The organism is Anabaena sp. WA102, assembly GCF_001277295.1.
Taxonomy (GTDB): domain Bacteria; phylum Cyanobacteriota; class Cyanobacteriia; order Cyanobacteriales; family Nostocaceae; genus Dolichospermum; species Dolichospermum heterosporum.
In genome coordinates this window covers 75,310-98,974 of record NZ_CP011456.1, presented here as the reverse complement: position 1 = coordinate 98,974, position 23,665 = coordinate 75,310, and the positions used below count along the sequence as shown (strand labels likewise).

General features: G+C 39.1%; 16 protein-coding genes. 6 read left to right on the top strand and 10 right to left on the bottom strand.

Going from position 1 to position 23,665, the window contains the following annotated elements:
* Window positions 1-361: 361 nt before the first annotated feature.
* The gene (locus tag AA650_RS00325; RefSeq protein ID WP_039200626.1) at window positions 362-805 is read right to left on the bottom strand and encodes a BON domain-containing protein; all 444 of its coding nucleotides are present in this window, start codon (window positions 803-805) and stop codon (window positions 362-364) included.
* 466 nt (window positions 806-1,271) lie between these two features.
* On the opposite strand from AA650_RS00325, the gene AA650_RS00320 reads away from it, so the two are divergent.
* Window positions 1,272-2,705 (top strand): sensor histidine kinase, encoded by a 1,434-nt coding sequence (locus AA650_RS00320; RefSeq protein ID WP_053537513.1) that lies wholly within the window; start codon window positions 1,272-1,274, stop codon window positions 2,703-2,705.
* A 739-nt stretch (window positions 2,706-3,444) separates the two neighbouring features.
* Here AA650_RS00320 and AA650_RS00315 read toward each other — a convergent pair.
* The 9 genes from AA650_RS00315 to cimA form a co-directional block, all read right to left on the bottom strand.
* Window positions 3,445-4,935 (bottom strand): UDP-N-acetylmuramoyl-L-alanyl-D-glutamate--2,6-diaminopimelate ligase, encoded by a 1,491-nt coding sequence (locus AA650_RS00315; protein ID WP_053537512.1) that lies wholly within the window; start codon window positions 4,933-4,935, stop codon window positions 3,445-3,447.
* Window positions 4,936-5,013: 78 nt separating this feature from the next.
* The gene (locus AA650_RS00310) at window positions 5,014-5,448 is read right to left on the bottom strand and encodes an HNH endonuclease (protein ID WP_027403415.1); all 435 of its coding nucleotides are present in this window, start codon (window positions 5,446-5,448) and stop codon (window positions 5,014-5,016) included.
* Window positions 5,445-5,834, bottom strand: coding sequence for a hypothetical protein (locus tag AA650_RS00305; RefSeq protein WP_053537511.1), 390 nt, complete (start codon window positions 5,832-5,834; stop codon window positions 5,445-5,447). The genes AA650_RS00310 and AA650_RS00305 overlap by 4 nt, the downstream gene beginning before the upstream one ends.
* 182 nt (window positions 5,835-6,016) lie before the next feature.
* A complete protein-coding gene (locus tag AA650_RS00300) occupies window positions 6,017-7,357 on the bottom strand; it encodes a KAP family P-loop NTPase fold protein (protein WP_053537510.1) in 1,341 nt (446 codons plus the stop codon).
* A gap of 148 nt (window positions 7,358-7,505) precedes the next feature.
* A complete protein-coding gene (locus AA650_RS00295; protein ID WP_053537509.1) occupies window positions 7,506-7,769 on the bottom strand; it encodes a glutaredoxin family protein in 264 nt (87 codons plus the stop codon).
* A 519-nt stretch (window positions 7,770-8,288) separates the two neighbouring features.
* Window positions 8,289-9,839 (bottom strand): hydantoinase B/oxoprolinase family protein, encoded by a 1,551-nt coding sequence (locus AA650_RS00290; RefSeq protein WP_053537508.1) that lies wholly within the window; start codon window positions 9,837-9,839, stop codon window positions 8,289-8,291.
* Window positions 9,840-9,911: 72 nt separating this feature from the next.
* On the bottom strand, window positions 9,912-10,592 hold the full coding sequence (locus AA650_RS00285; RefSeq protein ID WP_053537507.1) for a Uma2 family endonuclease: 681 nt from the start codon (window positions 10,590-10,592) through the stop codon (window positions 9,912-9,914).
* A gap of 164 nt (window positions 10,593-10,756) precedes the next feature.
* A complete protein-coding gene (locus AA650_RS00280; protein WP_053537506.1) occupies window positions 10,757-12,856 on the bottom strand; it encodes a hydantoinase/oxoprolinase family protein in 2,100 nt (699 codons plus the stop codon).
* Between the two features lie 457 nt (window positions 12,857-13,313).
* The gene (cimA, locus tag AA650_RS00275; protein WP_053537505.1) at window positions 13,314-14,993 is read right to left on the bottom strand and encodes a citramalate synthase; all 1,680 of its coding nucleotides are present in this window, start codon (window positions 14,991-14,993) and stop codon (window positions 13,314-13,316) included.
* Window positions 14,994-15,777: 784 nt separating this feature from the next.
* Between cimA and AA650_RS00270 the strand changes: the two genes are divergently transcribed.
* From AA650_RS00270 to AA650_RS00250, 5 genes are all read left to right on the top strand, one after another.
* Window positions 15,778-16,209, top strand: coding sequence for a hypothetical protein (locus AA650_RS00270; protein ID WP_053537504.1), 432 nt, complete (start codon window positions 15,778-15,780; stop codon window positions 16,207-16,209).
* Window positions 16,210-16,501: 292 nt separating this feature from the next.
* The gene (gene thiO / locus AA650_RS00265; RefSeq protein ID WP_053537503.1) at window positions 16,502-18,460 is read left to right on the top strand and encodes a glycine oxidase ThiO; all 1,959 of its coding nucleotides are present in this window, start codon (window positions 16,502-16,504) and stop codon (window positions 18,458-18,460) included.
* 617 nt (window positions 18,461-19,077) lie between these two features.
* Entirely contained in the window at window positions 19,078-19,257 is a 180-nt protein-coding gene (gene psb34, locus AA650_RS00260) for a photosystem II assembly protein Psb34 (RefSeq protein WP_015083315.1), read from the top strand.
* Between the two features lie 214 nt (window positions 19,258-19,471).
* Window positions 19,472-21,634 (top strand): tetratricopeptide repeat protein, encoded by a 2,163-nt coding sequence (locus AA650_RS00255; protein ID WP_053537502.1) that lies wholly within the window; start codon window positions 19,472-19,474, stop codon window positions 21,632-21,634.
* Between the two features lie 23 nt (window positions 21,635-21,657).
* Window positions 21,658-23,529, top strand: a complete 1,872-nt coding sequence (locus AA650_RS00250; RefSeq protein ID WP_053537501.1) for an ABC transporter ATP-binding protein — start codon at window positions 21,658-21,660, stop codon at window positions 23,527-23,529.
* Window positions 23,530-23,665: the final 136 nt, after the last annotated feature.

Sequence of the window (23,665 nt, the reverse complement as noted above, 5' to 3'; positions counted from 1 at the left end):
TAGCTGCCAAGATGCCCGCACCACAAGAGTCATTAAGGGCGAGGAAACCCCGCCCCTACAGATTTTACGATTTGCTGAATGTATCTCATTCAAGTGCATACCGCTATAGCAATCTCATAGCCTAACTTGCGGGTAAGTGAGAGTGGTATAAAATCAAGCAGCTAGTACATCATGGCGTAAATAAAGCAACCATTTTTAAGCCTTGTAATCAATAGACATCTCCAGAAATTAAAGATACGTGACCTGAAACCCTTGTAGAGACGTTACATGGGTAGGGATTCTCGGCTGTACAATCTTTTTTGGAGATGTCTAATCAAATTTTCAGAGCTTTTAATAGTCATGTTATTTACGCCAACCTGTACTAGGGTTTTTTCTCGGTCTTTACAATAGCTTCTAACTTGACACTTTTAACGCCAGGTATTGCTTTAATGAAAGTTTCAGCCTGTGTGATTTCTTTTTGAGAAGTTGCTGTTCCTTTGAGGATAATTTCACCGTCTTTGTTAGTTATTTCTAACTTGTTTCCGGGTAGAACTGTTTTCAGTTTTTTGCTAATTTCAGTTTTTAAGTCGGTTGTGGATTTAGAAGTTGTAGTGGGAGTTGTAGTGGGAGTTGTAGTGGGAATTGTAGTGGGAGTTGCGGTGGAATTATCTATAATTCTTGTGGTATCAGAAGCAGGTTTGGCTGGAACAACGGGGGTTGTGCTGCTAGTACCAGTAGTTTCTGAACCTGTTTTTGGTGCTTCTTGACAACCAACCATGCCAGCTACTAAAACGCCACTAACTAGAAAAGGAATGAGCTTTTTCATGTTGATTTCCAAAGTTGAATACTTGAAGTGATGGAGTTTACTGTGAGTGATACCCAGGAGCAAATCTTAAAAAAGAATTAAATTTCTACAACCAAAAGTCATGAACCAAACATCCAGATAACTGATAGAATGACAACTTTTCAATAACTAAATTAAAACGCTTTTATTGAAAAGAGCCAATTTAATTGTACTCATGGCTATCGAATATTAACGGTTTGATGCTCACAGGTAGCCACTATCTATATATTCTCTATCCTCAAGACTTAGCCGCATCTTTTTTGGGATTGGTTTACTGGTGATTGGTAATGGGTGACTGATTCGGTGACAAAGAGAGGATATTGCACCTTGAAGGTTCGGTTATACCACTTTCTATCTTTACCCCAATGACGATAATCTCGTGGATATAGAGTGCAAATGTCTAATATAACCACCATTAGCTGCTGAAGCAATCAAGAGGTTAAAAACTGTGTACGAATGGATTTTGCCGAGTCTCAAGGAAGTTTTATCTAAAAATCAATCTCCTGTCGCTGAGTGTTCTACGGCTAAGGCGGAGCAGCAATGGCGTGTGAGTCTGGCAGCTACGGAGAACTTGCTATTGAAAACTTTAGCCACAAGTTCATCTCATGATCCTCAAGGTTTGGTATTAGCCGCACCTGCACCTTTATTTAGTCACCCCGAACTAGCACAACGATTACAAACAATAACTTTTACAGCTAGACCTTTTAATCCTTTGGCGTTGATGCCATTTATGATGCCGTCAGAAGTGGCGCAGCATATAAATAATATAGAAACAAATACTTTCCATACTGCTACTTTTCAAGAATCTATTTTACCTTTATTGCCGGCTGATCCTCTAGGTGCGGAACAGTTTTGTTTGATATTTACAGATAAATTTAGATTAGTTTTGGTTTTGGCGGAAGATGAAAATGGTAAGAAGGAATTTTTGTTTTCTTTTGAATCAGCGGTTGTCCAAAAAGCTTGGGAATCTATAGGTGCTAGGGTGGTTTTGACTAATCCTGAATTGTTTACTGATTTAGATATTAAGGTACAAAATTATCCTTTTATTGCTCCAGATTATCAAGTTGTAATTCAATTTAGTCAGTTATTACTGCAAGAGTTAACTATTCCCACAGAAGTTACGCATACTTCATTATCCTTTCATTCACCTACTCCACCGCCAAAATCTCCATCTCGTTCGGATGTGGAGTTGCTCCAAGCTTTTGCCCATGAGGTTCGCACTCCGTTAACGACTATTAGGATGATGACGCGATTACTATTAAAAAGGAAGGATTTGCCTGTTAATGTTATCGGTCGTTTGGAGGTTATTGATCATGAATGTACTGAGCAAATTGACCGGATGGAGTTATTATTTAAGGCGGCAGAGTTAGAGAATTTATCACAACCTTCAAAATTTGCTAATTCCCAATTATCGCCGATGTGTTTGGATGAGGTTTTACAACAGAGTATTCCCCGTTGGCAATTGGCGGCAACTCGGCGTAATTTAACTTTAAATGTGGTTTTACCGAAGCAGTTACCGACGGTGGTTAGTAATCCGGCGATGCTGGATAGGGTACTTACTGGTTTAATCGAGAATTTTACGCGCAGTTTACCTCCTGGTAGTTGTATTCAGGTGCAAGTAATTCCTGCTGGTGATCAGTTAAAGTTGCAATTGTCTCCTCAGTTTGATTGTCAAGATCAAGGCTACCGGATAACGCCACCAATTCGGAAGTCGTTGGGTCAATTATTGATGTTTCAGCCGGAAACAGGGGCAATTAGTTTAAATATGGCGGCAACTAAGCATTTATTTCAAGCAATTGGGGGGAAATTAATTGTGCGTCAACGTCCCCAAAATGGGGAAGTGTTGACTATTTTTTTACCTTTGGAAGTTAGAGGTATCTGAATGTGAATATGCTGCTGCCATATATTAATTGGGTTACTATTGTTAATTTTGGATCTTTCAGAAGATGTTAGTCTCAAACCCTTTATTGACAGTAGTTTCAGAAATTAATTTCCCAGGCTAATACAAAACTTTACAAAATTAATAGCTATTCCCTCAACAATTTTAGCCATGAATTCGCTCAGAAATGATCTAATTCGAGCGATCGCAAAAATTTCCTATTGACAAATTGACAAAAAAGTGATATTTAACCTGGCAATGTTATTAATTTTAGTGATATTTAGGGTTGGCTGATAGCGCAGCGTGGCGTTAGCCATACTCCTGAATGGGCGCAGGCCCTGCGCCCCTACTCCCTGAACTTCGATATATCGTAGGGGTTTAGCTCATGCTTTACCCTTACATATCTCATCAATTACAGGATGGTTTAATGCTGATGTAGAGATTTTTCATGAACCGTCTCTACAACGTGGTTTGCCTAAAGGATACCAGAAGCTACACCAAGGTGGTTGTAAAGTTATTGAGTCCTAAAGTACCAGTTAAACCTGTCACCTCAATGATGGCAATAAGCACCTCTTTTTTCAACGTGGCTTTCAGGCTCTATCCCTTATGAAACAAGCTGTTTAGTCACCTTGTCACCCGTTAAGGGCTTCGCCTCCCGTTAGGGATACGCGGCTACACAAACGTTCGCGTAGCGTCCCGTAGTGATAGTCCGCCTACGCGGACTAACGAAAAATTAAGGAACCTAATTTTGGCTTTTTATTCTTTCCTGTAAAGCTTCTCGTGCTTGTTCTCTGTCGTCAAAGTGGATTTTTTCAGTACCGAGAATTTGATAATCTTCGTGACCTTTACCAGCCAATAATACACCGTCTCCAGGTTGAGCCTGTAAAATAGCTGTCCGAATGGCGGTAGAGCGATCGCTAATCACCATTGCCTGTACCAGATCAGGAATACCTGCCACCACATCCTGCAATATCTTTTCCGGGTCTTCCGTGCGAGGATTATCTGAAGTCACCACAGCCATATCTGCGAGTTCCGCCGCAATTTTCCCCATTTTCGGGCGTTTAGTGCGATCGCGGTCTCCCCCACAGCCAAATACACATATCATTTTACCAGGAATAAACGGCCGAGCCGCCTTGAGCAAATTCTCCAAACTATCAGGAGTATGGGCATAATCCACAATCACACTAATATCCTGTTGTGAACTAATTTGCACCCGTTCCATCCGTCCAGGAACACCGGGAAACCCAGGAATAGCACCTGCTACCAATTGCAAATCTAACCCCAAATGGACAACCGCCCCCACAGCAGCCAAAAGATTTTCTAAATTATATTGACCAACCAAAGGCGAACTAAAAGCCACATTACCTTGAGGAGTATGTAAAATCCCACTCACCCCATGGGGTTGATAACTTAAATCACTCATCCAAAAATCAGCCGTACTATCATTAACGCTATAACTCCAAACCTGTTCCCCATGCAAAGATGCAATTATTCGTTGACCATAGGCATCATCAGCATTGATAATTGCTCGTCCGTGCAAATAATTAGGACTAAATAACAACGCCTTCGCCGCAAAATAATCCTCCATATTCAAATGATAGTCCAAATGATCCTGAGTCAGATTAGTAAACACCCCCACCTCAAAAGCACAACTCAAAACCCTACCCTGGTGCAAAGCATGAGAACTAACTTCCATCACCCCAGTATCACAACCGGCATTCATCGCCTTAGCCAATTGTTGCTGTAAATCCACCGCAAAAGGAGTAGTATTCACAGCGGTTTCCTCAAAACCAGGCCAGCGCGTATACAGCGTACCTATTAACGCCGTCGGTAAATTAGCCTGAGTTAAGAAATATTCAATCAAATGAGTCGTGGTAGTTTTCCCATTTGTCCCCGTCACACCCACCATTTTCAGCTTTTGTCCAGGATAACCATAAAAAGCCGCAGCTATTTGAGCGCAAGCCTGAGTCATATTCTCAGCACCAATCACCACAGAGTTTCCTGTCGGCGGATTTTTCTGAATTGCTTCCGAAGAAACAATCGCTGCCACAGCACCAGCAGCCAAAGCCCCCGGCCAAAACTCCCCACCATCTACCCTAGTTCCTGGCATCCCAATAAACAAATCGCCCACACCACAGGTATGAGAATTAGTTTTCAGTCCTTGAATATCAATATCTGGTATATTTACAGACTCAATTCCACCTACAGCCGCTAATAATTCCCGCAATTTCATCTAGTGAACCTCGCCACAAGCTTGTCTTGCGCCTATTTAAACATTATTTTTTGTTTATTGGGAGAGATACAACAAAATTCAAGAAACGTCTTCAGGTGGATGCCAACCAGCAGAAACCCAGGCTTGTCTCACAGTCACTGCGTAGATATTATTAAGTTGTAAAGCTAAAACTGTAACACGACCACAGGCAGTTAATCCTATGATATGTGTACCATTGTTAGTCCAAGCAAAGTGAGATGACCATGTTTGCTGACGAGGATTAAATAGTTTTACCTTGCTGTCAGTAACTTGATCTAGACCATGAGTTTGAGTACCTTTGTATCCGTTGCATAGTCTACAAGCAAGCCATAAATTTTCTTCGTTATCAGTCCCACCTTTGGCTTTGGGAATAATATGATCAATCTCTAAAATACCCAATACATACTTTTGCAGACTAAGACAGTAACCACATTGATGATTAGCCTGGTTTCGCACCTTAACCCGAACTTCTTCAGAAATTTGACTAGAACTCACGCACCTAACTCTTTTATTAATCCACGTTTGACAGCTTCACTTAATGCAGTAGCTTTTCGCAATAGTCCCTCTTGATAAATTTGCATTAGTGTTTGTAATTTAGAATGTTCTGATTCTGTAACAATACCAGCTTGTTGTTTATCCAGTAACTCACTTAAACGAATATCTTCTTCAGATTCCATTTGTAATTCTGTCAAAGCTAAAACTTGCTGGTCAGAAAGTGCTGATACAGGTTCAAGGGTTGTTGCTTCTAGGCTAATAGGTGGGATAGAAAACTGGATAGTATCAACTAAGATGCTGGCTAAATCCCTGTTTGCTAGACGTGCAAAGTGTTCAGCTTTTTGATAAACGTCATCTGGTAGAGTAATTGTGATTTGGTTACTCATATTTTTTAGATAGGTTTCCTTTATATTATTGATTATAAATATTTGTTATATCTTATAAACCTTTATTTTTATAAAAAGTTACAATATAACTAGTCATACAAAATCCAAACCATGTCTGAATCAGTGCAGTATATAACTAATACCCAGGGAGAAACAGTTGGTGTATTGTTAAATCTGGAAACTTACCAACAACTAACCAACTTATCAGCAGATACTGAATTATTAATTGGGTTAAGTTTAGATGAATTACAAGCTTTGGTAGAAAGTGTATTATCTCCCAAAAATCGTGCAAAATCTGATGTAGTTGGTTGGGGGATTTGGAAACGAATCTGAACAAATTTCTCAAAAAAATTATAGCCGTATTCTATGGCTCTTATGGATAAACTACGATTATTTCTAGAGTTAGCATCAAATCCTAGATAGGGAATTATTTCTTTATACTTCACTGCAATACCCGCAGCTACTTTATCCACATCCATACCCAAAATGAAAATTAATTGTGGATCATTTGCTATCATCATATTGATAGCTTGCATTAGTTCAGCAGATTTGGTAATTTCACAACGGTCAAGATCATCTATAAAAACATATACTTTATTTTGTCCTGAAAACGCCTCTACAATCTTTTTGAAGTCTGCGTGAAATTCTTCAATAAACTCAATCTGGTTTTCGTATTTGGGTGATTTAAGATAGTTGTTTAAATCATTTTTGGGGTTGCCAATATTAAAAATTTTTAATACTAGAGATACAAAGCCTATAAAAGGAGAAACATATATGATAACTCTAGTAATTAATCTAGGAAGTTCTAATTCTGGTTGAAAAATAAATGTTATGAATTCTTTAATTTCCTTTAAATTCTTAACTACCTTTAATACATTATTTTCTACCCTAATAGCATATACAACTGATGCTATCAGGACTAATAAACCAACAACAACTAAGAATAAATAATAAATTCCTTGAATCCAGTTAAAACGCAGAAAAGATAGTCTAATATTACCTTTAAAGATAGGCAATACATCACGCTTATGGCGAATCTGAGAAATTTGCCGCAGAAATTCTAATGAAAAAGCTGCCCAAAGTGCTTCTGCTTTATCATGTCTCCAAGCATTAAACCAAACTGTGGTTGGAGGACGAAATGTAATAATTTTTAGTTTTAATTTCAGCCATTTTAATAAATTATTTAGTAGAGAAGATAAACTTAATATCTTGTTTTGGACTTTTTTCTGGTTAAATTTTTCTAAGTATTCTTTTAATTCCTTTTTTTCCTGATTTATCTCATCATCAAACTTTTTTTTCTCAGTTTCTTGAATAGCTTTTTCTAATTGCTTCATAAAAGAAGACTTACCGCTACCCCATTCACCTTCTATAGAAAGAGTCAGAGGAGGTTTAGTTTCAGGATTAGTTAAGAACTCAGCAATAGCTACAACGTAAGGTTCAAAACCAAGATAGTCATTTTCCGACGCTTGATCACCTACACTAGCATTAAGAATAGATTGATGATTATTGGTGTTATCTGCCATGAGGATCTTAGAATAGGCTAAAAAACAGGAATATTGGCTTTATCCTGTTTAAATTTACCATAGATGGGATAAAAAATATATAGGGAATAGTTACGTGCTTTTAGATACCCGAATTTTTTAAACAGTCGGGGATCTGAATATTAGAGTTTCAAGTTTTCACATAATCACTTAACATTTTTTCCAACCGTTCCACACTCAGACGAGGAGAAGGACGAGGTATCAGTTTTTCTTTACCGTCACCAATGAGTAAATGTAGTACCGGAATTTCATATTGATATGCGGCAAACCAATCATCACGGGTGGTAATATCCCGTACTTCCAACTCAAAACTAAGATTTTTGATTTGTTCCAGTTTTTCCTGTAATCCTTCACAAAGATGACAACCGGGTTTGCTGTAGAGAATTAATTGCATGAATTGAGATTAAACAATGAAAATGTGTTTTATACTTATTTTAACTAAAAATACAATTTTATAGAAAAATATCTGACTCAGGATAAGTAGGTTGGCGTTGAAAATTGTCGTTATGGCAAGGCAAAAGGCAATACTTCGACTTCGCTCAGTAACCAGAGGCAAGAGGCAAGAGTGAAGAGGGTTTGGGCGATTTTACGTTTCTTTACACAGTTTGGTTTTATTGTGTTCACCTACTTACTCAGGATTACAAGATTAACAGGATAAAAGAATAGATGATAATTAATGATGATAAATAACAACCCCAATTACAGCGATTTCCAATCATATAAGGTACATCCTAGCCCCCTCATCGCACCCCCCTAAATCCCCCCGCAGCGGGGGGAAGAAAAGGATAAGCTTTTGATACTGGAGGGGGTTGGGGGTGGGGTTCTTGTTCCAGGTTTGATGACAATTTGCTGTAAATCATCATCTGTTACAAAATTAATATCAACGTAATGCACCCTACAATAATACTGACATTCACAAAACCTTACCAAATCCTCCACCTCCAGGAGTTTCTATGATAAAAATATCCCCTGAATTCATCTCTACTGTAGCTGTATTACCTAAATTTTCTTCAGTTCCATTTTCACGTTTTATCCAGTTTCTTCCTACTTTTCCACTTTCTCCACCATCCAAACCAAAGGGAGGAATTAACCGATGACTAGAAAGAATATTAGCTGTCATTGGTTCGAGAAATTTAAGACGACGAATTACGCCATTTCCACCTGTGTATTTACCTTTACCACCACTATCAGAACGCAAACTAAAGCTTTCTACTTGGATAGGATAACGAGTTTCTAAAACTTCTGGATCAGTTAAACGGGAGTTAGTCATGTGTGTATGAATTGCATCAGTACCATGAAAATTCATCCCCGCACCTGAACCACCACAAATGGTTTCATAATATTGATATTTTTCATTCCCAAAAGTAAAATTATTCATCGTTCCCTGGGAAGCAGCCATGACACCTAATGCACCATATAAAGCATCAACAATTGTTTGTGAAGTTTCTACATTTCCTGCTACCACTGCTGCGGGATAGATTGGGTTTAACATACAGCCTTCAGGAATTATAATTTCTAAAGGTTTAAGACATCCAGCATTGAGAGGAATATTATCATCAACTAAAGTACGGAACACATACAAAACTGCTGCTTGTGCTACGGCTTTGGGGGCATTAAAATTACTATTTAGTTGTGCAGATGTTCCCGTAAAATCAATTTTAGCACTCCGATTTTCTCGGTTAATTGTCACTGCAACCTGAATTTTTGCACCACTATCCATTTCATAAATAAATGCACCATCTTTCAAAACATCAATTGCTCGTCTGACGGATTCTTCAGCATTATTTTGGACAAACTGCATATAAGTTTGTACTGTTGTTAGTCCATATTGATTGACCATTTTACCAAGTTCTTGGACTCCCCTTTCATTAGCAGCTATTTGAGCTTTAAAATCGGCAATGTTTTGGTCAGGATTTCGACTAGGATAGAGATGATTTAAGAGATAATTTCTCACGGCTGTTTCTTGAAAGTCTCCCTGTTCAACTAAGAGAAAATTATCAAATATAATTCCTTCTTCTGCGACTGTGGTACTGTGAGGAGGCATAGAACCAGGAGTAATACCACCTATATCTGCTTGATGTCCACGAGAAGCAACATAAAAGATAATTTGTGTTTTTTCTCCATCAAAAATTGGGGTAATGGCTGTGACATCAGGTAAATGTGTTCCTCCGTTATAGGGGTTATTTGATAAATAAACATTTCCCGGTTTAATATTGTCACCTTGATCATTAATTAAACTGCGGACACTTTCACTCATTGAGCCTAAATGTACAGGAATATGAGGTGCATTTGCAACTAATAAACCGGAAGCATCAAAAATAGCACAGGAAAAATCTAGCCGTTCTTTAATATTAACTGATGTTGCGGTATTTTGCAGCACAATTCCCATTTGTTCGGCGATGAATTGATAGAGGTTTTTGAATATTTCTAAACGAATGGGATCTGGTTGAGATATGGTATACATTTTTTCACTTAATTAATTTCAAGATAAACAATATGTTGGGTTTCCTTGCGTCAACCCAACCTACATTTTTTATTAAATTGTATCTGGATCTATATTTAATTCCCGCAGTTTTGTGGCCAAACGTTCTGCTTTTCTTGCTTCCTGTTCTGCGGTTTCTTCAGGTGTGGGGACTAAATTGCCTTCTGATGTGAAATAACGCAATAAACCTTCATGAATTCCTAAATATAAACCTAATTGTTGACTCCATAAATGCCCTTTTTCGGTGGCTTTTATAGGTTGATATTTTCCGTCTGTGATATGAAATCCTGCAAATTCTAATGTATAAGGATCAAACCAAAAATAGTCAGGTGTGCGGAAAGTTTCTTGATAAAGTTCTTTTTTTGATTCTCTATCTATTTTGGCTGTTGTTGGTGAGAGAATTTCGACAATTACATGAGGATATTTACCGTTTTCTTCCCACACTACCCAACTTTTACGAGTTTTTCTGTCAGTTCCTAAGACTACAAAAAAATCAGGCCCACGAAAATTTTCTGTTTTCTTCTGATGTGGACTATAATAAATACTCAGATTTCCCGCAGCATAGAAATCAGTTCTGTCTTTCCATAACCATTCCAAACATTTGAAAAGTAGGATTATTTGTCGTAGGTGTAGTTCTGTTTCCACGGGAGGTTCATCACTATATAGGTCACTGGGAGGAAAAATAACATCTGGAGAGATGATTTTTTCAGATGCTATTTCTTGAGTAATCATCATGATATGATACCAAGTAGTTATTTGTTTATTCTAACATTAATTACCAATTGATAATTAATCCATTCAAGGTCTTATCTGTGTTTATCTGCGTTTATCTGCGTTCAAATATTCTGAAAATCTTATTTTCTTTGGAAATGTTGGGTTTCGCAAAGGCTCAACCCAACCTACGAAAAATGGCGTTGTAAAATTAAGTGATTTTGTTTCGTTAATGTTGCTTCCCAGTGAGGTTCAACGACAATTGTGCTGATTTTTTCGACAATGATAGCAGGTCCGATAATAATATCTTCTGGTTGTAAATTATCCCGGTAATAAACAGGAGTATCATGCCATTTATCAGCCGTAAACATTTTTACTATTTCCACAGGTGTGGGATTTTGATCAAAAGGACGATTACGAGTAATTAATGGTTCTTCAGGAGTGTCCATTTTTTGAATTACTTCTACTGAGACTGATTCGACAATTAAGGTTTTCTCGGTTTGAATAAAACCATATCTATTTTTATGTTCAGTTTCAAATTCTTTTCGCATTAATGCCACATTATCGGCGAAATTAATGTTTAATGTAGAGTTAGTCCCATCATACTTTAAGTTAATTTTTTGGACTATTGTTTCTCTACTTGTTTCATCGGAGTTAATAGTAGTTTTTGCTTGGGTCTCTAAGGATAACATCAATTGCTGTAATTGCGGAATTAATGTTTGATTCAAAGGTTTTTCTACGCCTGTTTCTTTAATTGAGCGAATGTCAGCTAATCCCATGCCATAAGCAGAAAGAACTCCTGCGTAGGGGTGAAGAAATATCTTTTTCATGCCTAAAGTATCGGCAATTAAACAAGCAACTTGTCCACCTGCACCACCAAAACAACAAAGGACATATTCGCTGACATCATAACCTTTTTGTAAACTGATTTTTTTGATGGCATTTGCCATATTTTCCACAGCGATCGCTATAAATCCGGCTGCTACTTGTTCGGGTGTAGAAGTGTTGTCTGTGGCGGCTACAATCGCCTGGGAGAGTTGGATAAATTGTTTTTTGACGATATCTTTATCTAAGGGTAAATTGCCTGCAATACCAAACACAGAGGGGAAATATTGAGGGTGAATTTTTCCTAACATGACGTTAGCATCTGTGACGGTTAATTGTCCTCCACGTCGGTAACAAGCTGGTCCTGGATTTGCACCCGCAGATTGGGGTCCAACACGATAACTAGAACCATCAAAATATAAAATTGAACTGCCTCCAGCCGCAATAGTGTTAATTGCTAATACGGGAACTCGCATCCGCGCACCTGCAATTTCTGAGTCTAATTGGCGTTCATATTCTCCTTTAAAGTGGGCAACGTCTGTACTTGTTCCGCCCATATCAAAGGTAATTACTAATTCAAAACCTGCTCTTTTGCTGGTTTGAACTGCACCGACAATACCACCAGCCGGTCCACTTAAAATACTATCTTTTCCTTGAAATTGTTGTGCGTCGGTTAAGCCGCCATCAGATTTCATAAACATTAATTTAACTCCAGGTAGTTGACTAGCTACTTGGTTAATGTAGTGCCGCAAAATCGGAGTTAAATAAGCATCTACAACAGTTGTATCTCCTCGACTAACTAATTTCATTAATGGACTAACTTGATGGGATATGGAGATTTGTGTAAAGCCGATTTCTTGAGCTATTTGTGCTACTTGTTGTTCGTGGTATGGATAGCGATCGCTGTGCATGAAAACAATGGCACAACTGCGAATTCCTGTGTCATAAGCTGCTTGTAAGCCATTTTTATTTTGTTCAATATTTACGGCTATTAATTCATTGCCATGAGCATCATAACGTTCTTCTATTTCAATTACCTGCTCATACAGCATGGTGGGTAAAATTATCTGTCTAGCAAAGATATTTGGACGATTTTGATAACCAATTCTCAACGCATCTTTAAAGCCTTTAGTAATAGCTAGAACTACCCGATTTCCTTTTCTTTCTAACAGGGCATTTGTGGCTACTGTTGTCCCCATTTTGACTATTTCTATGGCTTCCCTAGGAATAGGTTTTTGGTTGGAAATACCCAAAATATCCCGAATACCTTGAATTACTGCATCTTGATATTGTTCGGGATTTTCTGAGAGTAATTTATAGACTATTATCCATTCTTGATTAGGGAGAGGAACGATTAAAAACCGTTCTTGATGTTTTGAAAGTCTGTTGATTATTGTTTGATTATTAGTGACAGCAACTATATCTGTAAACGTGCCACCCCGGTCTCCAAATACTTTGAACATTATTTAATTTCCTCAATATTATAAAAATATAGGAATCCGGTTTGATTCTGTGAATTTACTTGTGTGGTCAGGGAAGAGGAAAGACAGAATTGATACCTACTGTTAGGTTTCTGGAGATTATCGGTTTCATCTAATACTTTTCAAACAACCTCTTACAGCAAATTGTCATCAAACCCGGAACAAGAACCCCACCCCCAACCCCCTCCCCGCAAGCGATGAGGGGGCTAAGAGGATGTTTGAAAAGTATCAGAATTAATCGAGATCCCCCCAACCCCCCTTACAAAGGGGGGCTAAATTCCTCAAAGTCCCCCTTTTCAAGGGGGATTTAGGGGGATCTGCGGGTGTCAGATCCCACACGAAAAAGTTTTCAAACAACCTCTAAGATGTACCTCATAAGATTGGAAATCGCTGTAATTAGGTAGAGACATTAGACATCCCTACCAAAATTTATCAACTCCTAAACTTTCAACGTCTTTTCAGCTTGGAAATGCAGCAATAATCCATATTCTAAACCCTCAACCACAGCTTGATAAGAAGCCTCCAAAATATTACTAGAAACTCCTACAGTAGTCCACCGTTGTTGACCATTACCCGATTCTACTAAGGCACGAGTTTTGGCAGATGTTCCCGTATTTCCGTTAAGAATTCTCACCTTATAATCAGTCAACTCAAAATCGGCAATTTGAGGATAAAAATTCACTAAAGCCTTACGCAAAGCCGCATCTAAAGCCGCTACTGGTCCATTACCTTCTGCGGCTTCTAGAATATTTTTACCATTAACAGCTACTTTAACAGTCGCTAAAGAATTAGTAGTTTCTTTCACCTCTACTAAATCACAATGAACCTGAAAACCTTGAACTTCAAAAAACTGTTGACGACATGATAAAGCCTCATACATCAAAAGAATAAAACTAGCCTCTGCGGCTTCAAATTGATAGCCTTCACTCTCCAATTCCTTCATGCGTTGGAGAATTTGTCTAGCTTGAGGATGATCTTTATCTAATTCAATCCCACAAGTTTTAGCTTTAGCTAAGACATTACTTAAACCAGACTGTTCAGAAATGACAATACGGCGTTGATTTCCTACCAATTCTGGTTGAATATGTTCATAGGTTAAAGGATTACGTTCCACCGCAGAGACATGAATCCCACCCTTATGAGCAAAAGCTGAAAGTCCAACAAAAGGTGCGTGTTCGTCAGGTGCGAGATTAACAACCTCGCTCACAAACCGACTAGCTTCTGTAAGTTGATTTAGCTGGTGTTCACCGATACAACTATAACCCAATTTTAGTTGTAAATTGGGAATCACAGAACACAGATTTGCATTCCCGCAACGTTCCCCATAACCGTTAATTGTTCCTTGTACCATCTTAGCTCCAGCCATAACTGCTGCTAAGGCATTAGCAACCGCCATTTCTGAATCATTATGGGTATGTATGCCGATTTTGGGAAGTGGTAATTGGTGATTGGTGATTGGTGATTGGGTAAGAGTTTTTTCCTCATTCCCAGTCCCCAGTCCCCAGTCCCCAGTCCCCTTGACAACATCTTCCACAATTTGCGAAACTTCATGAGGTAAAGTCCCCCCATTGGTATCACATAAAACTAACCATTCTGCACCTGCTGTGACTGCTGCTTTGAGCGTCTGTAGAGCATAATCAGGATTTTGCTTATAACCATCAAACCAGTGTTCAGCATCGTAAATTACCCGTCGTCCTTGAGAACGGAGATACTCGATGGTATCACCAATCATGGCTAGATTTTCCTCTAGGCTGGTCTTGAGTCCGGTTGTAACGTGCAAATCCCAGGATTTACCGAAAATTGTCACCCAGCGCGTTCCTGCTGCCAAAATCCCTTGCAGCATGGGTTCATCTCCGGCTTTGGTATGAGGACGACGGGTGGAACAAAAGGGGACAACTTCTGCTTGTTTGAGGGGATTTTCTCGAAGTTGCCAGAAAAATTGGACATCTTTGGGATTTGCTCCCGGCCAACCACCTTCAATGAAAGGAATACCTAATTCATCAAGTTTGTGAGCAATGCGTAACTTATCTTCTATGGACACTGACAATCCTTCCCGTTGAGTCCCGTCGCGGAGAGTAGTGTCGTAGAGCCAAAGTTGATTTGAGGGAGTTTTGGTCATAAAAATTTGGTGAACCTTTGCTTCAACACTTACACCTAAGAGACAACTTTGCGGCGATATGCCAACATACTACAAAACGCTATTTCGGTAATTTCAATATGCCGATAAAAAAATGCTAACAATGGCTAACATTTTTTTCCTGTTTCCCTCTGAAAGTGTTGGCAGTACCAATCCATAAGCTAACACAGTCTACCTGACCACTATATGTATCGTAGAAGCTGCGAAAACTTCTATAGGGTGAGGATTTAATGACTATTGTTAATAACTCAATTCTAGTACAGCACTGCGTAAATAAACCAAGCATTCTCAATCGCCAAAAAGCTTGCTCAATATTACCTTTGACTTTTGACTTTTGACTTTTGACTTCCGCTTTGCGGTACTAGGCTGTTTTAATGCAAAAGACAACCCAGGGGAATACTACCCAAAATCCTGTTAAATCTGAGTAGAGGCATTGGCACTTATGGTACTTATGCGGTTAAGGTAGAAGGTGAGTAGCCGCAGCAAATTGGCGTAAGTGAACACGACGTTCCCTTCTTGCCAACTTTCCTGCAAGTTGCTTGGGTTTAGCTTGTCACTTGATTTGGGATTGACGATTTTGGACTTCGACTTCGCTCAGTCGAACGATTTGGGATTGACTCCACCCTCAAGGACGGGGATTGTACCAAATTTTTGTAATCTAAAATCTAAAATCTAAAATCTAAAATCTAAAATTCTTTTCATGGGTTTTGGGATCAAGGTTCTCAATTAGTTTGGACACCAGAAGGTTTACAAGGAGAGAAACAAGATGGGTAGATGGACACCCTTGATTTTAATGGCTGGCGGCGTAGCAATTTTGCTAGGTACGTTACTGGGGATTAATTTTCCTATGGGCGGACAACAAACTGCTAATGTTCCTCAAGGACGGAAAGCATCTAGTGTTCTCCCGGCTAATATTAATGTTAATAGTGCTGCCAATGGGAAGGATTCAGAAAATATTAGTGGTAATGAGTCAGAAACTTCCAGCGGAAGTAATTCTGCCAGTGAAAGCCGCCGTACTAGTGTAGCTCAAGGTAATTTTTCTACGGAGACTACTAACAATTCTTCTAATACTACTCAAGAAACAAGTGGTAGTAATGACAGTTCCAGTTCTACCAATGAAACTGACACTACACAGAGTAACTCAAGTGCTAGTGGTAATGAAGGTCAGAAGAAAGAACCAATTCGCGCTTTGTGGTAATTAGGGAAAAATTAAGTCAAAGGTCACTCGATTTGGGATTGACGATTTTGGACTTCGACTTCGCTCAGTCGAACGATTTGGGATTGACGTTAGCGAAGCGTACGCAACGCAGCGAGTATTTTTCCGTCCTCAAGGACGGGGAGTTATACCAAATTTTTTTCATCTAAAATCTAAAATCTAAAATTCCCGTGACCAATGACCAATTTTCGCGCCCCTTGTGAGCCATTTATGAGTTATTAGTTATTTACTGATGACTAATGATTGGGCGCAGGCCCTGCGCCCCTACTGACTAATGACTAATGATGTTTTAATTATTGGTGGTGGTATTATTGGGTTGGCTTGCGGTGTTGAACTGCGATTACGGGGTGCAAATGTAACTGTACTTTGCCGTGATTTTACTGCGGCAGCCAGCCATGCCGCAGCGGGAATGTTAGCTCCTGATGCGGAAAATATTCCTAATGAGGCAATGTTGGATTTATGTAGGCGATCGCGTAATTTATATTTAGACTGGACACAAAAACTAGCAGAATTAACTACGGGAAAAGATTTAAACAATACAGGCTATTGGTCTTGTGGTATCCTCGCACCAGTTTATCAACAACCTAAAGACACAGGAGACAAAACGGCTTGCTGGTTAGATCAAGATGCTATTAACCAATATCAACCAGGTTTGGGTGCAGATGTGGTGGGGGGGTGGTGGTATCCTGAAGATGGGCAAGTTGATAACCGGGCGTTAATTAAAGTTCTGCGGACTGCGGCTGACTCTTTGGGTGTTGTCTTCCAAGATGGAATTACAGTGGCGGCGATTTCTCAACAACAGGGAAAAGTTATTGGTGTACAAACTAATACTGGTTTATTTCGCGCTGACCATTATCTTTTAACTGCCGGTGCTTGGGTAAATCAGTTGTTACCTTTACCAGTGCGTCCCCGCAAAGGACAAATGCTGAGTTTGCGAGTCCCAGATTTTCTGACTGAATTACCCTTAACTAGGGTGTTATTTGGTGAAAATATTTACATTGTTCCTCGAAGGAATCGCTCTATCATTATTGGTGCAACTAGTGAAGATGTAGGATTTACTGCCGATAATACCCCTGGGGGAATTCAAAATTTACTACAATCAGCCATTCGCCTATATCCGCAATTAGAAAATTATCCTATTCAAGAACTGTGGTGGGGATTTCGTCCCGCTACCCCCGATGAATTACCTATTTTGGGTCATAGTGATTGTGATAATTTAACTTTTGCGACTGGTCATCACCGCAATGGGATTTTACTTGCACCAATTACAGCCACATTAATTGCTGATTTGATTTGTGAACAAAAAGCAGATCCTCTTTTAGCTAATTTTCATTATTCTCGCTTTTCTACTGTGTCATCTACTACTACACCGATGTTAATTCACGCAACTCCTGCTACTAACGGACACCGTAACCCAGAAATATCAGATTTAATTGTTCCCGATTCACCATTAATTATTGCGGGAAAAAGCTTTAAATCTCGGTTAATGACGGGAACAGGTAAATATCGTAATATCCAAGAAATGCAGCAAAGTGTCACTGCAAGCGGTTGTCAAATTGTCACGGTGGCTGTGCGACGGGTACAAACTAACGCCCCAGGACATGAAGGTTTAGCCGAAGCCTTGGATTGGAGTAAAATCTGGATGTTACCCAATACTGCTGGCTGTCAAACTGCGGAGGAAGCTATTCGGGTGGCACGGTTGGGACGAGAAATGGCTAAGTTATTAGGACAGGAAGATAATAATTTTGTCAAGTTGGAAGTTATACCTGATGCCAAGTATTTACTACCTGATCCCATTGGCACTTTGCAAGCCGCGGAACAGTTGGTAAAAGAAGGTTTTGCTGTATTGCCTTATATTAATGCTGATCCTATGTTAGCCAAGCGGTTAGAAGAAGTAGGTTGTGCCACAGTCATGCCTTTAGCTGCCCCCATTGGTTCGGGACAAGGGCTAAAAACTACCGCCAATATTCAGATTATTATTGAAAATGCCAATATTCCGGTAGTGGTAGATGCTGGCATCGGTGCGCCCTCTGAGGCTGCTGAGGCGATGGAATTGGGGGCGGATGCGTTATTAATTAATAGTGCGATCGCCCTGGCTGAGAATGCTCCAGCAATGGCTTATGCGATGAATTTGGCAACAGTAGCCGGTCGCATGGCTTACTTAGCCGGCAGAATGCCCATGAAGAATTACGCTAGTGCTAGTTCTCCTTTGACGGGAACGATTACAGGTTAGTTTTGTTATCCTCTCAAGGGTGTTTGAAAAGTATTATATGAACCGATAATCTTCAGAAACCTAACCCCCCCTTCCCTAGCCCTCTCCTCAAAGGCTACGGTGTCACACAAGTTAAATTACCCCCCTTAATCCCCCCTTATCAAGGGGGGATTAAGGAAAAATTAGTTCCCTCCCCTTGCAAAGGGGAGGGTTAGGGAGGGGTAATTTGAGGAATAATGGTGATTAGATAACTTGTGTGTACACCGTGGCCGATGGAAGGGGAGGGAACTGGATTTTTCTTGTTTCCCTTCATAAGGGGAAAGGGGGGGTAACAATGTGATAAAAATTACGGGATACCACTTTTCAAACATCCTCTTAATTTTGTCTTTTTTATGTCTACCAAAAGTGAAAAGAGATAAATCAAAATACCAGGAATGTAGATTCATGTAAGAGACTTCCAAGAAATAAATTATCCTAAGAAACGAACCACAGAGGCACAGAGTACACAGAGAGAGAATTTCTGCATCAGTTTTGGGACATTTTTTTATTTGGAAGTCTCTAATTATTTTTTTATTTTTATGAGAGTGCTGTAAAATTTATTTAACATTAAGTAAAGAAAGATAATAAGGAATCACTTCATGCCTTACACAAACGAAGAGGGTGGTCTTCTCAATAACTTTGCTAAAGAACCCAAGCTTTATCAAGCTGAACCACCAACAAACTCCCAAAAGCGTACTTATATTATCTTAGGAATTGCAGCGGTGCTTTTAATTGGAGGGGTAATTTTTGTCGCTTTCACTGTCTCTAATGTTAGCTAATTGAAAAACTGCCCTTTAATCGCCTTTTCTGATTTCAGGTTCTTATTTTGATCAAGAGCCTGATTTTTTGCTAGAATGGCAAAATACAAGTATAATTATAGTCTTTTTTTTGATATTCTAGCCCGTAAAACTTGATTCATCCTGACAAAGAGAGCATCTCCGTGAAAATCCAAATTATGAGATGTGACATTAATATTTAATTTATTCAGTCGGGATGTATACAGAAACAAGGGGTAAAACCCAACTAAATACAAGCGTGAATGAAACTGTCCACACAGAAAACACTGGTTTGAATCGGCAAGTATATCAACGCCTAAAACTTGCTCTGAGTCTGGGTTTACGTAGACAAATTTTATTTGCTATATGTGATGATTTACACTTAAGAAACCGGATAGCAGCACGTTTACACTCGACCCTTGCTTATCCAGTGGGCAAGGTTTTATATCAACGAGATAATGTGGGAGACTTTAGCACACCAGCCTATCCACGATTGGTGACAATACGATTAAATCTCAGTGATCCTAATCCCATCGCGCAAATTAACCAATGGTTAGCTAATTACCCACCTCCACTGGTTGGAGGTTCAACAGAGAATCCTGGTCGTCCTTTACCAATTCCAGGATTTCAGATTGTGGGGGTGGAAATGCTGACTAAAGAACCAGTTGCAGTCCAACGTTTATTTTTGAATTATCTCCATTTAAGTGAACAACATTTATCTGGTTATAAATCTAGTCGCTTTTTAGAATCTAGTTTGTTATTTTGGGTTTCTCGTCCTTGGTTGTCGGCAATTCAGCAATCAGCACCCAAATTTTGGCATTGTCGCACGGGTGTATTTGTATTTGAGGGAGAACCGACACCAACTATAGATAATAGGGGTTATTCAGAGGTTGTGGCTGACTCCCGTAGTTTAGAACGAGAAAATTTAGATAATTTAATTGTGAATGAGGAAAAAATTTCTCCAGACATTAAAGCCACAAATAAACCTGATTTACCTTTAACAACAACTACATATTTAAGCACAGAAATACCAGAAAAATCTCCTGTTCCATCTCCTCAAATTACGAATAATCAGCGCGAACTTGCCTTATCTCATATTAATCAGGAGTTGCAAGGATTAATTAAGGAAACAATAACTGCTGATAATAGTGATCAAATTCAACAAATACTTGGAGAAATTGAACAGTTACATATTCAAAAGGCTAAGGAGGAAGAGTTAGGGATAGCTTATCAGAATCTTGGTAATTTCTATCGGTTGCAGATTGAGGAAGGAAAAGCAACGGCGGAAAATCTAATGATAGCAATTCTAGCTTATCAGGAGGCTGTTAGTTATGATGAAAGTTCTCCACAACTTCCAGATGTTTTGAATGATTTGGGGACTCTTTACTGGATGTTGCACCGTATCCCCGATAATTCTGAAGAAGCAAAGATTTATATTCAGCAAGGGATAGATTTTTATAAGTTAGCACTCAAGTTGATTACAGGTGATACTCAGCCGGAAACTTATACTCGTATTCAAAATAACCTTGGTACTGCCTATGGTGATTTAGCTAGGTTTGCTGACGCGGTGGAAAACTGGAGTTTTGCGGTTGTGGCTTATGATGAGGCGTTGCGTTACCGACAGGAGGATATAGAACCTTTAAAATATGCTGCTTGTCAGAATAATTTAGGTACAGCTTACTGGCATCTAGGACAGTATAATCAGCCTGTGGAACATTTGACAAGGGCGATCGCTGCTTATAAATTAGCAGTTATTCACTATCAACCGACAGATGAACCCCTAAAATATGGCATGATTCAAAATAATATTGGTACTGCTTATTGGAATCTTTCCCAGTATGAACAACCAGTAGAAAATCTCCAGTTAGCAATTCAGGTTTATAATGAAGCACTAAAATATCGGACATCTGCTGATGTTCCCCAAGCCTATGCTGCTACTCAAAATAATCTGGGTATCGCTTACTGGCATTTAGCAAATCAGCCGCAAACAACAAAGGAAGATCAACAAAAGCTCATAAAATTATGTATTAATGCCTATGAAGAAACTGTGAATATAGCTCACTCATTTAGTAATCTGCCTTTAAATTTTGATTTATATGTGACACACAATAATTTAGCATTAGCTCATCATGATTTAGTGACAAATTTATCTTTTAATGGTGACAAAAAAACACTGTCTCAACATTTAGAAGCTGCTTTAGAAAATCATTTACACGCGCTCAGTGGATTTGATAGAAAAACAGAAAACTATCAAACAACAATCGGTTATATTGTTAACACAATTCGTACTTTTCACAATGAGTTAGGAATTCAAGGACAAAATTTAGCTTTGTCTAAACTTCCAGGACAATTGCTACCAGATGTTTTGCGGAAGTTGTAAATTGGTAATTGGTAATTGGTGTTATGAAAGAAATAGTTTTAGGGGTTCGCAATCTACAAGTTGAATTTATCAGTGATAGCAGTAAAGTAAAAGCTATTGATGATATTAGTTTTCAGCTACATCAGGGTGAGACTTTAGGAATAGTGGGAGAGTCGGGAAGTGGAAAGTCAGTTACGGCTTTAGCAATTATGGGTTTGTTGCAATATCCGGGAAAAGTGAGTGGAGGGGAAATTTTATTTTCTCGGACAAGTGGACAACCGTTGGATTTATTAGCATTATCACCTGACGAAATGCAGCTTTATCGAGGTGGTGATATTGCGATGATTTTTCAAGAACCAATGAGTTCTTTAAATCCGGTTTATAGTATCGGGTTTCAGCTGCAAGAAGCTATTATACGCCATCAAAATGTGAATGCAACTGAAGCAAAAAGAATTGCGATCGCCGGGTTGCAAGAAGTTAAACTTTTACCTAGTGATGAACAAATTGAGGAACAGTATCTTGATCATGATTTGTCAGCACCCGGTAGTTTTAAATTGGCACAGTTGGTGAAAGAACACAAAGAAGCTATGTTGGAAAGATATCCTCATCAGCTATCTGGAGGACAATTGCAACGAATCATGATTGCAATGGCTATTTCCTGTAATCCATCTGTATTAATTGCTGATGAACCAACCACAGCTTTAGATGTAACTGTGCAAGCGACAATTCTAGCATTGTTATATGAACTGCAACAAAGTCGCAATATGGCAATGATTTTTATTAGCCATGACTTGGGTTTAATTTCGGAAATTACTGACCAAGTAGCGGTAATGTATAAAGGTAAAATTGTTGAATATGGTGCAGCAACACAAATTTTTAATAACCCCCAACATCCCTATACTAAAGGACTTGTAGCTTGTCGTCCTAGTCTGAATCGTCGTCCCCACAAACTACTGACTGTTTCTGACTACATGAGTGTAACAGAAGATGAATTTGGAAAAGTGACAATTCAGACTAAAGAACCTGCACAACCAGCGGAAATTACTGGGGAAGAGATGAACGCCAGATTAGCAAATATTCGTTCACAACTACCTCTATTGTCCGTTAGTAACTTGGAAGTCGGTTTTCCAGTCAAGGGAGTATTTGGCAGCACAAAACGTTACCATAAGGCTGTAAATGGGGTTTCCTTTGATGTTTTTCCGGGAGAAACTTTGGGATTGGTGGGAGAATCTGGTTGCGGTAAAACTACTTTAGGGAGAACGTTGCTGCGATTAATCGAACCGATGAGCGGTAAAATATTATTTAATGGACAGGATATTACTCACCTGACTGGGAAAAGTTTGCAGCATTTACGACGGGAAATGCAGATTATTTTCCAAAATCCTTTTAGTTCCCTCAATCCCCGGATGAAGATTGGGGAAGCGATTGTAGAACCTCTGTTGATTCATGGGGTGGGGAAGTCGAAACAACAGCGACAAGCTAGGGTAGTGGAATTGTTGGAACGAGTGGGCTTAAGTGCGAATGATATGAAAAAATATCCTCATCAGTTTTCCGGTGGTCAGCGTCAACGGGTTTGTATTGCTCGCGCTTTGGCTTTAAATCCTAAGTTTATTATTTGTGATGAATCTGTTTCAGCTTTAGATGTATCTGTGCAAGCGCAAGTTTTAAATTTATTGAAAGAATTACAAGAGGATTTTCAACTAACTTACATTTTTATTTCCCATGATTTAAGTGTAGTCAAATTTTTGAGCGATCGCATTTTGGTGATGAATCAAGGGAAAATAGTGGAGTCAGGGACATCTGAAAGTATTTATCTCCACCCCAAAGAAGAATACACCCAAAAACTAATTGCTGCAATTCCTACAGGTAGTCCAGAAAGGATCAGAAATCGGCACAATGAAATTATGCGGTCGTGAAGCTTAAATTCCTGGATGAAAAAAGGCTGAAACCTCTGCCAGGATTACTTGTGTGTACACCGTAGCCTTTATAAGGGGAGGGTTAGGGAGGGGTAAAATATTTGATACAGCAATCATGACTTTTCAAACACCCTCT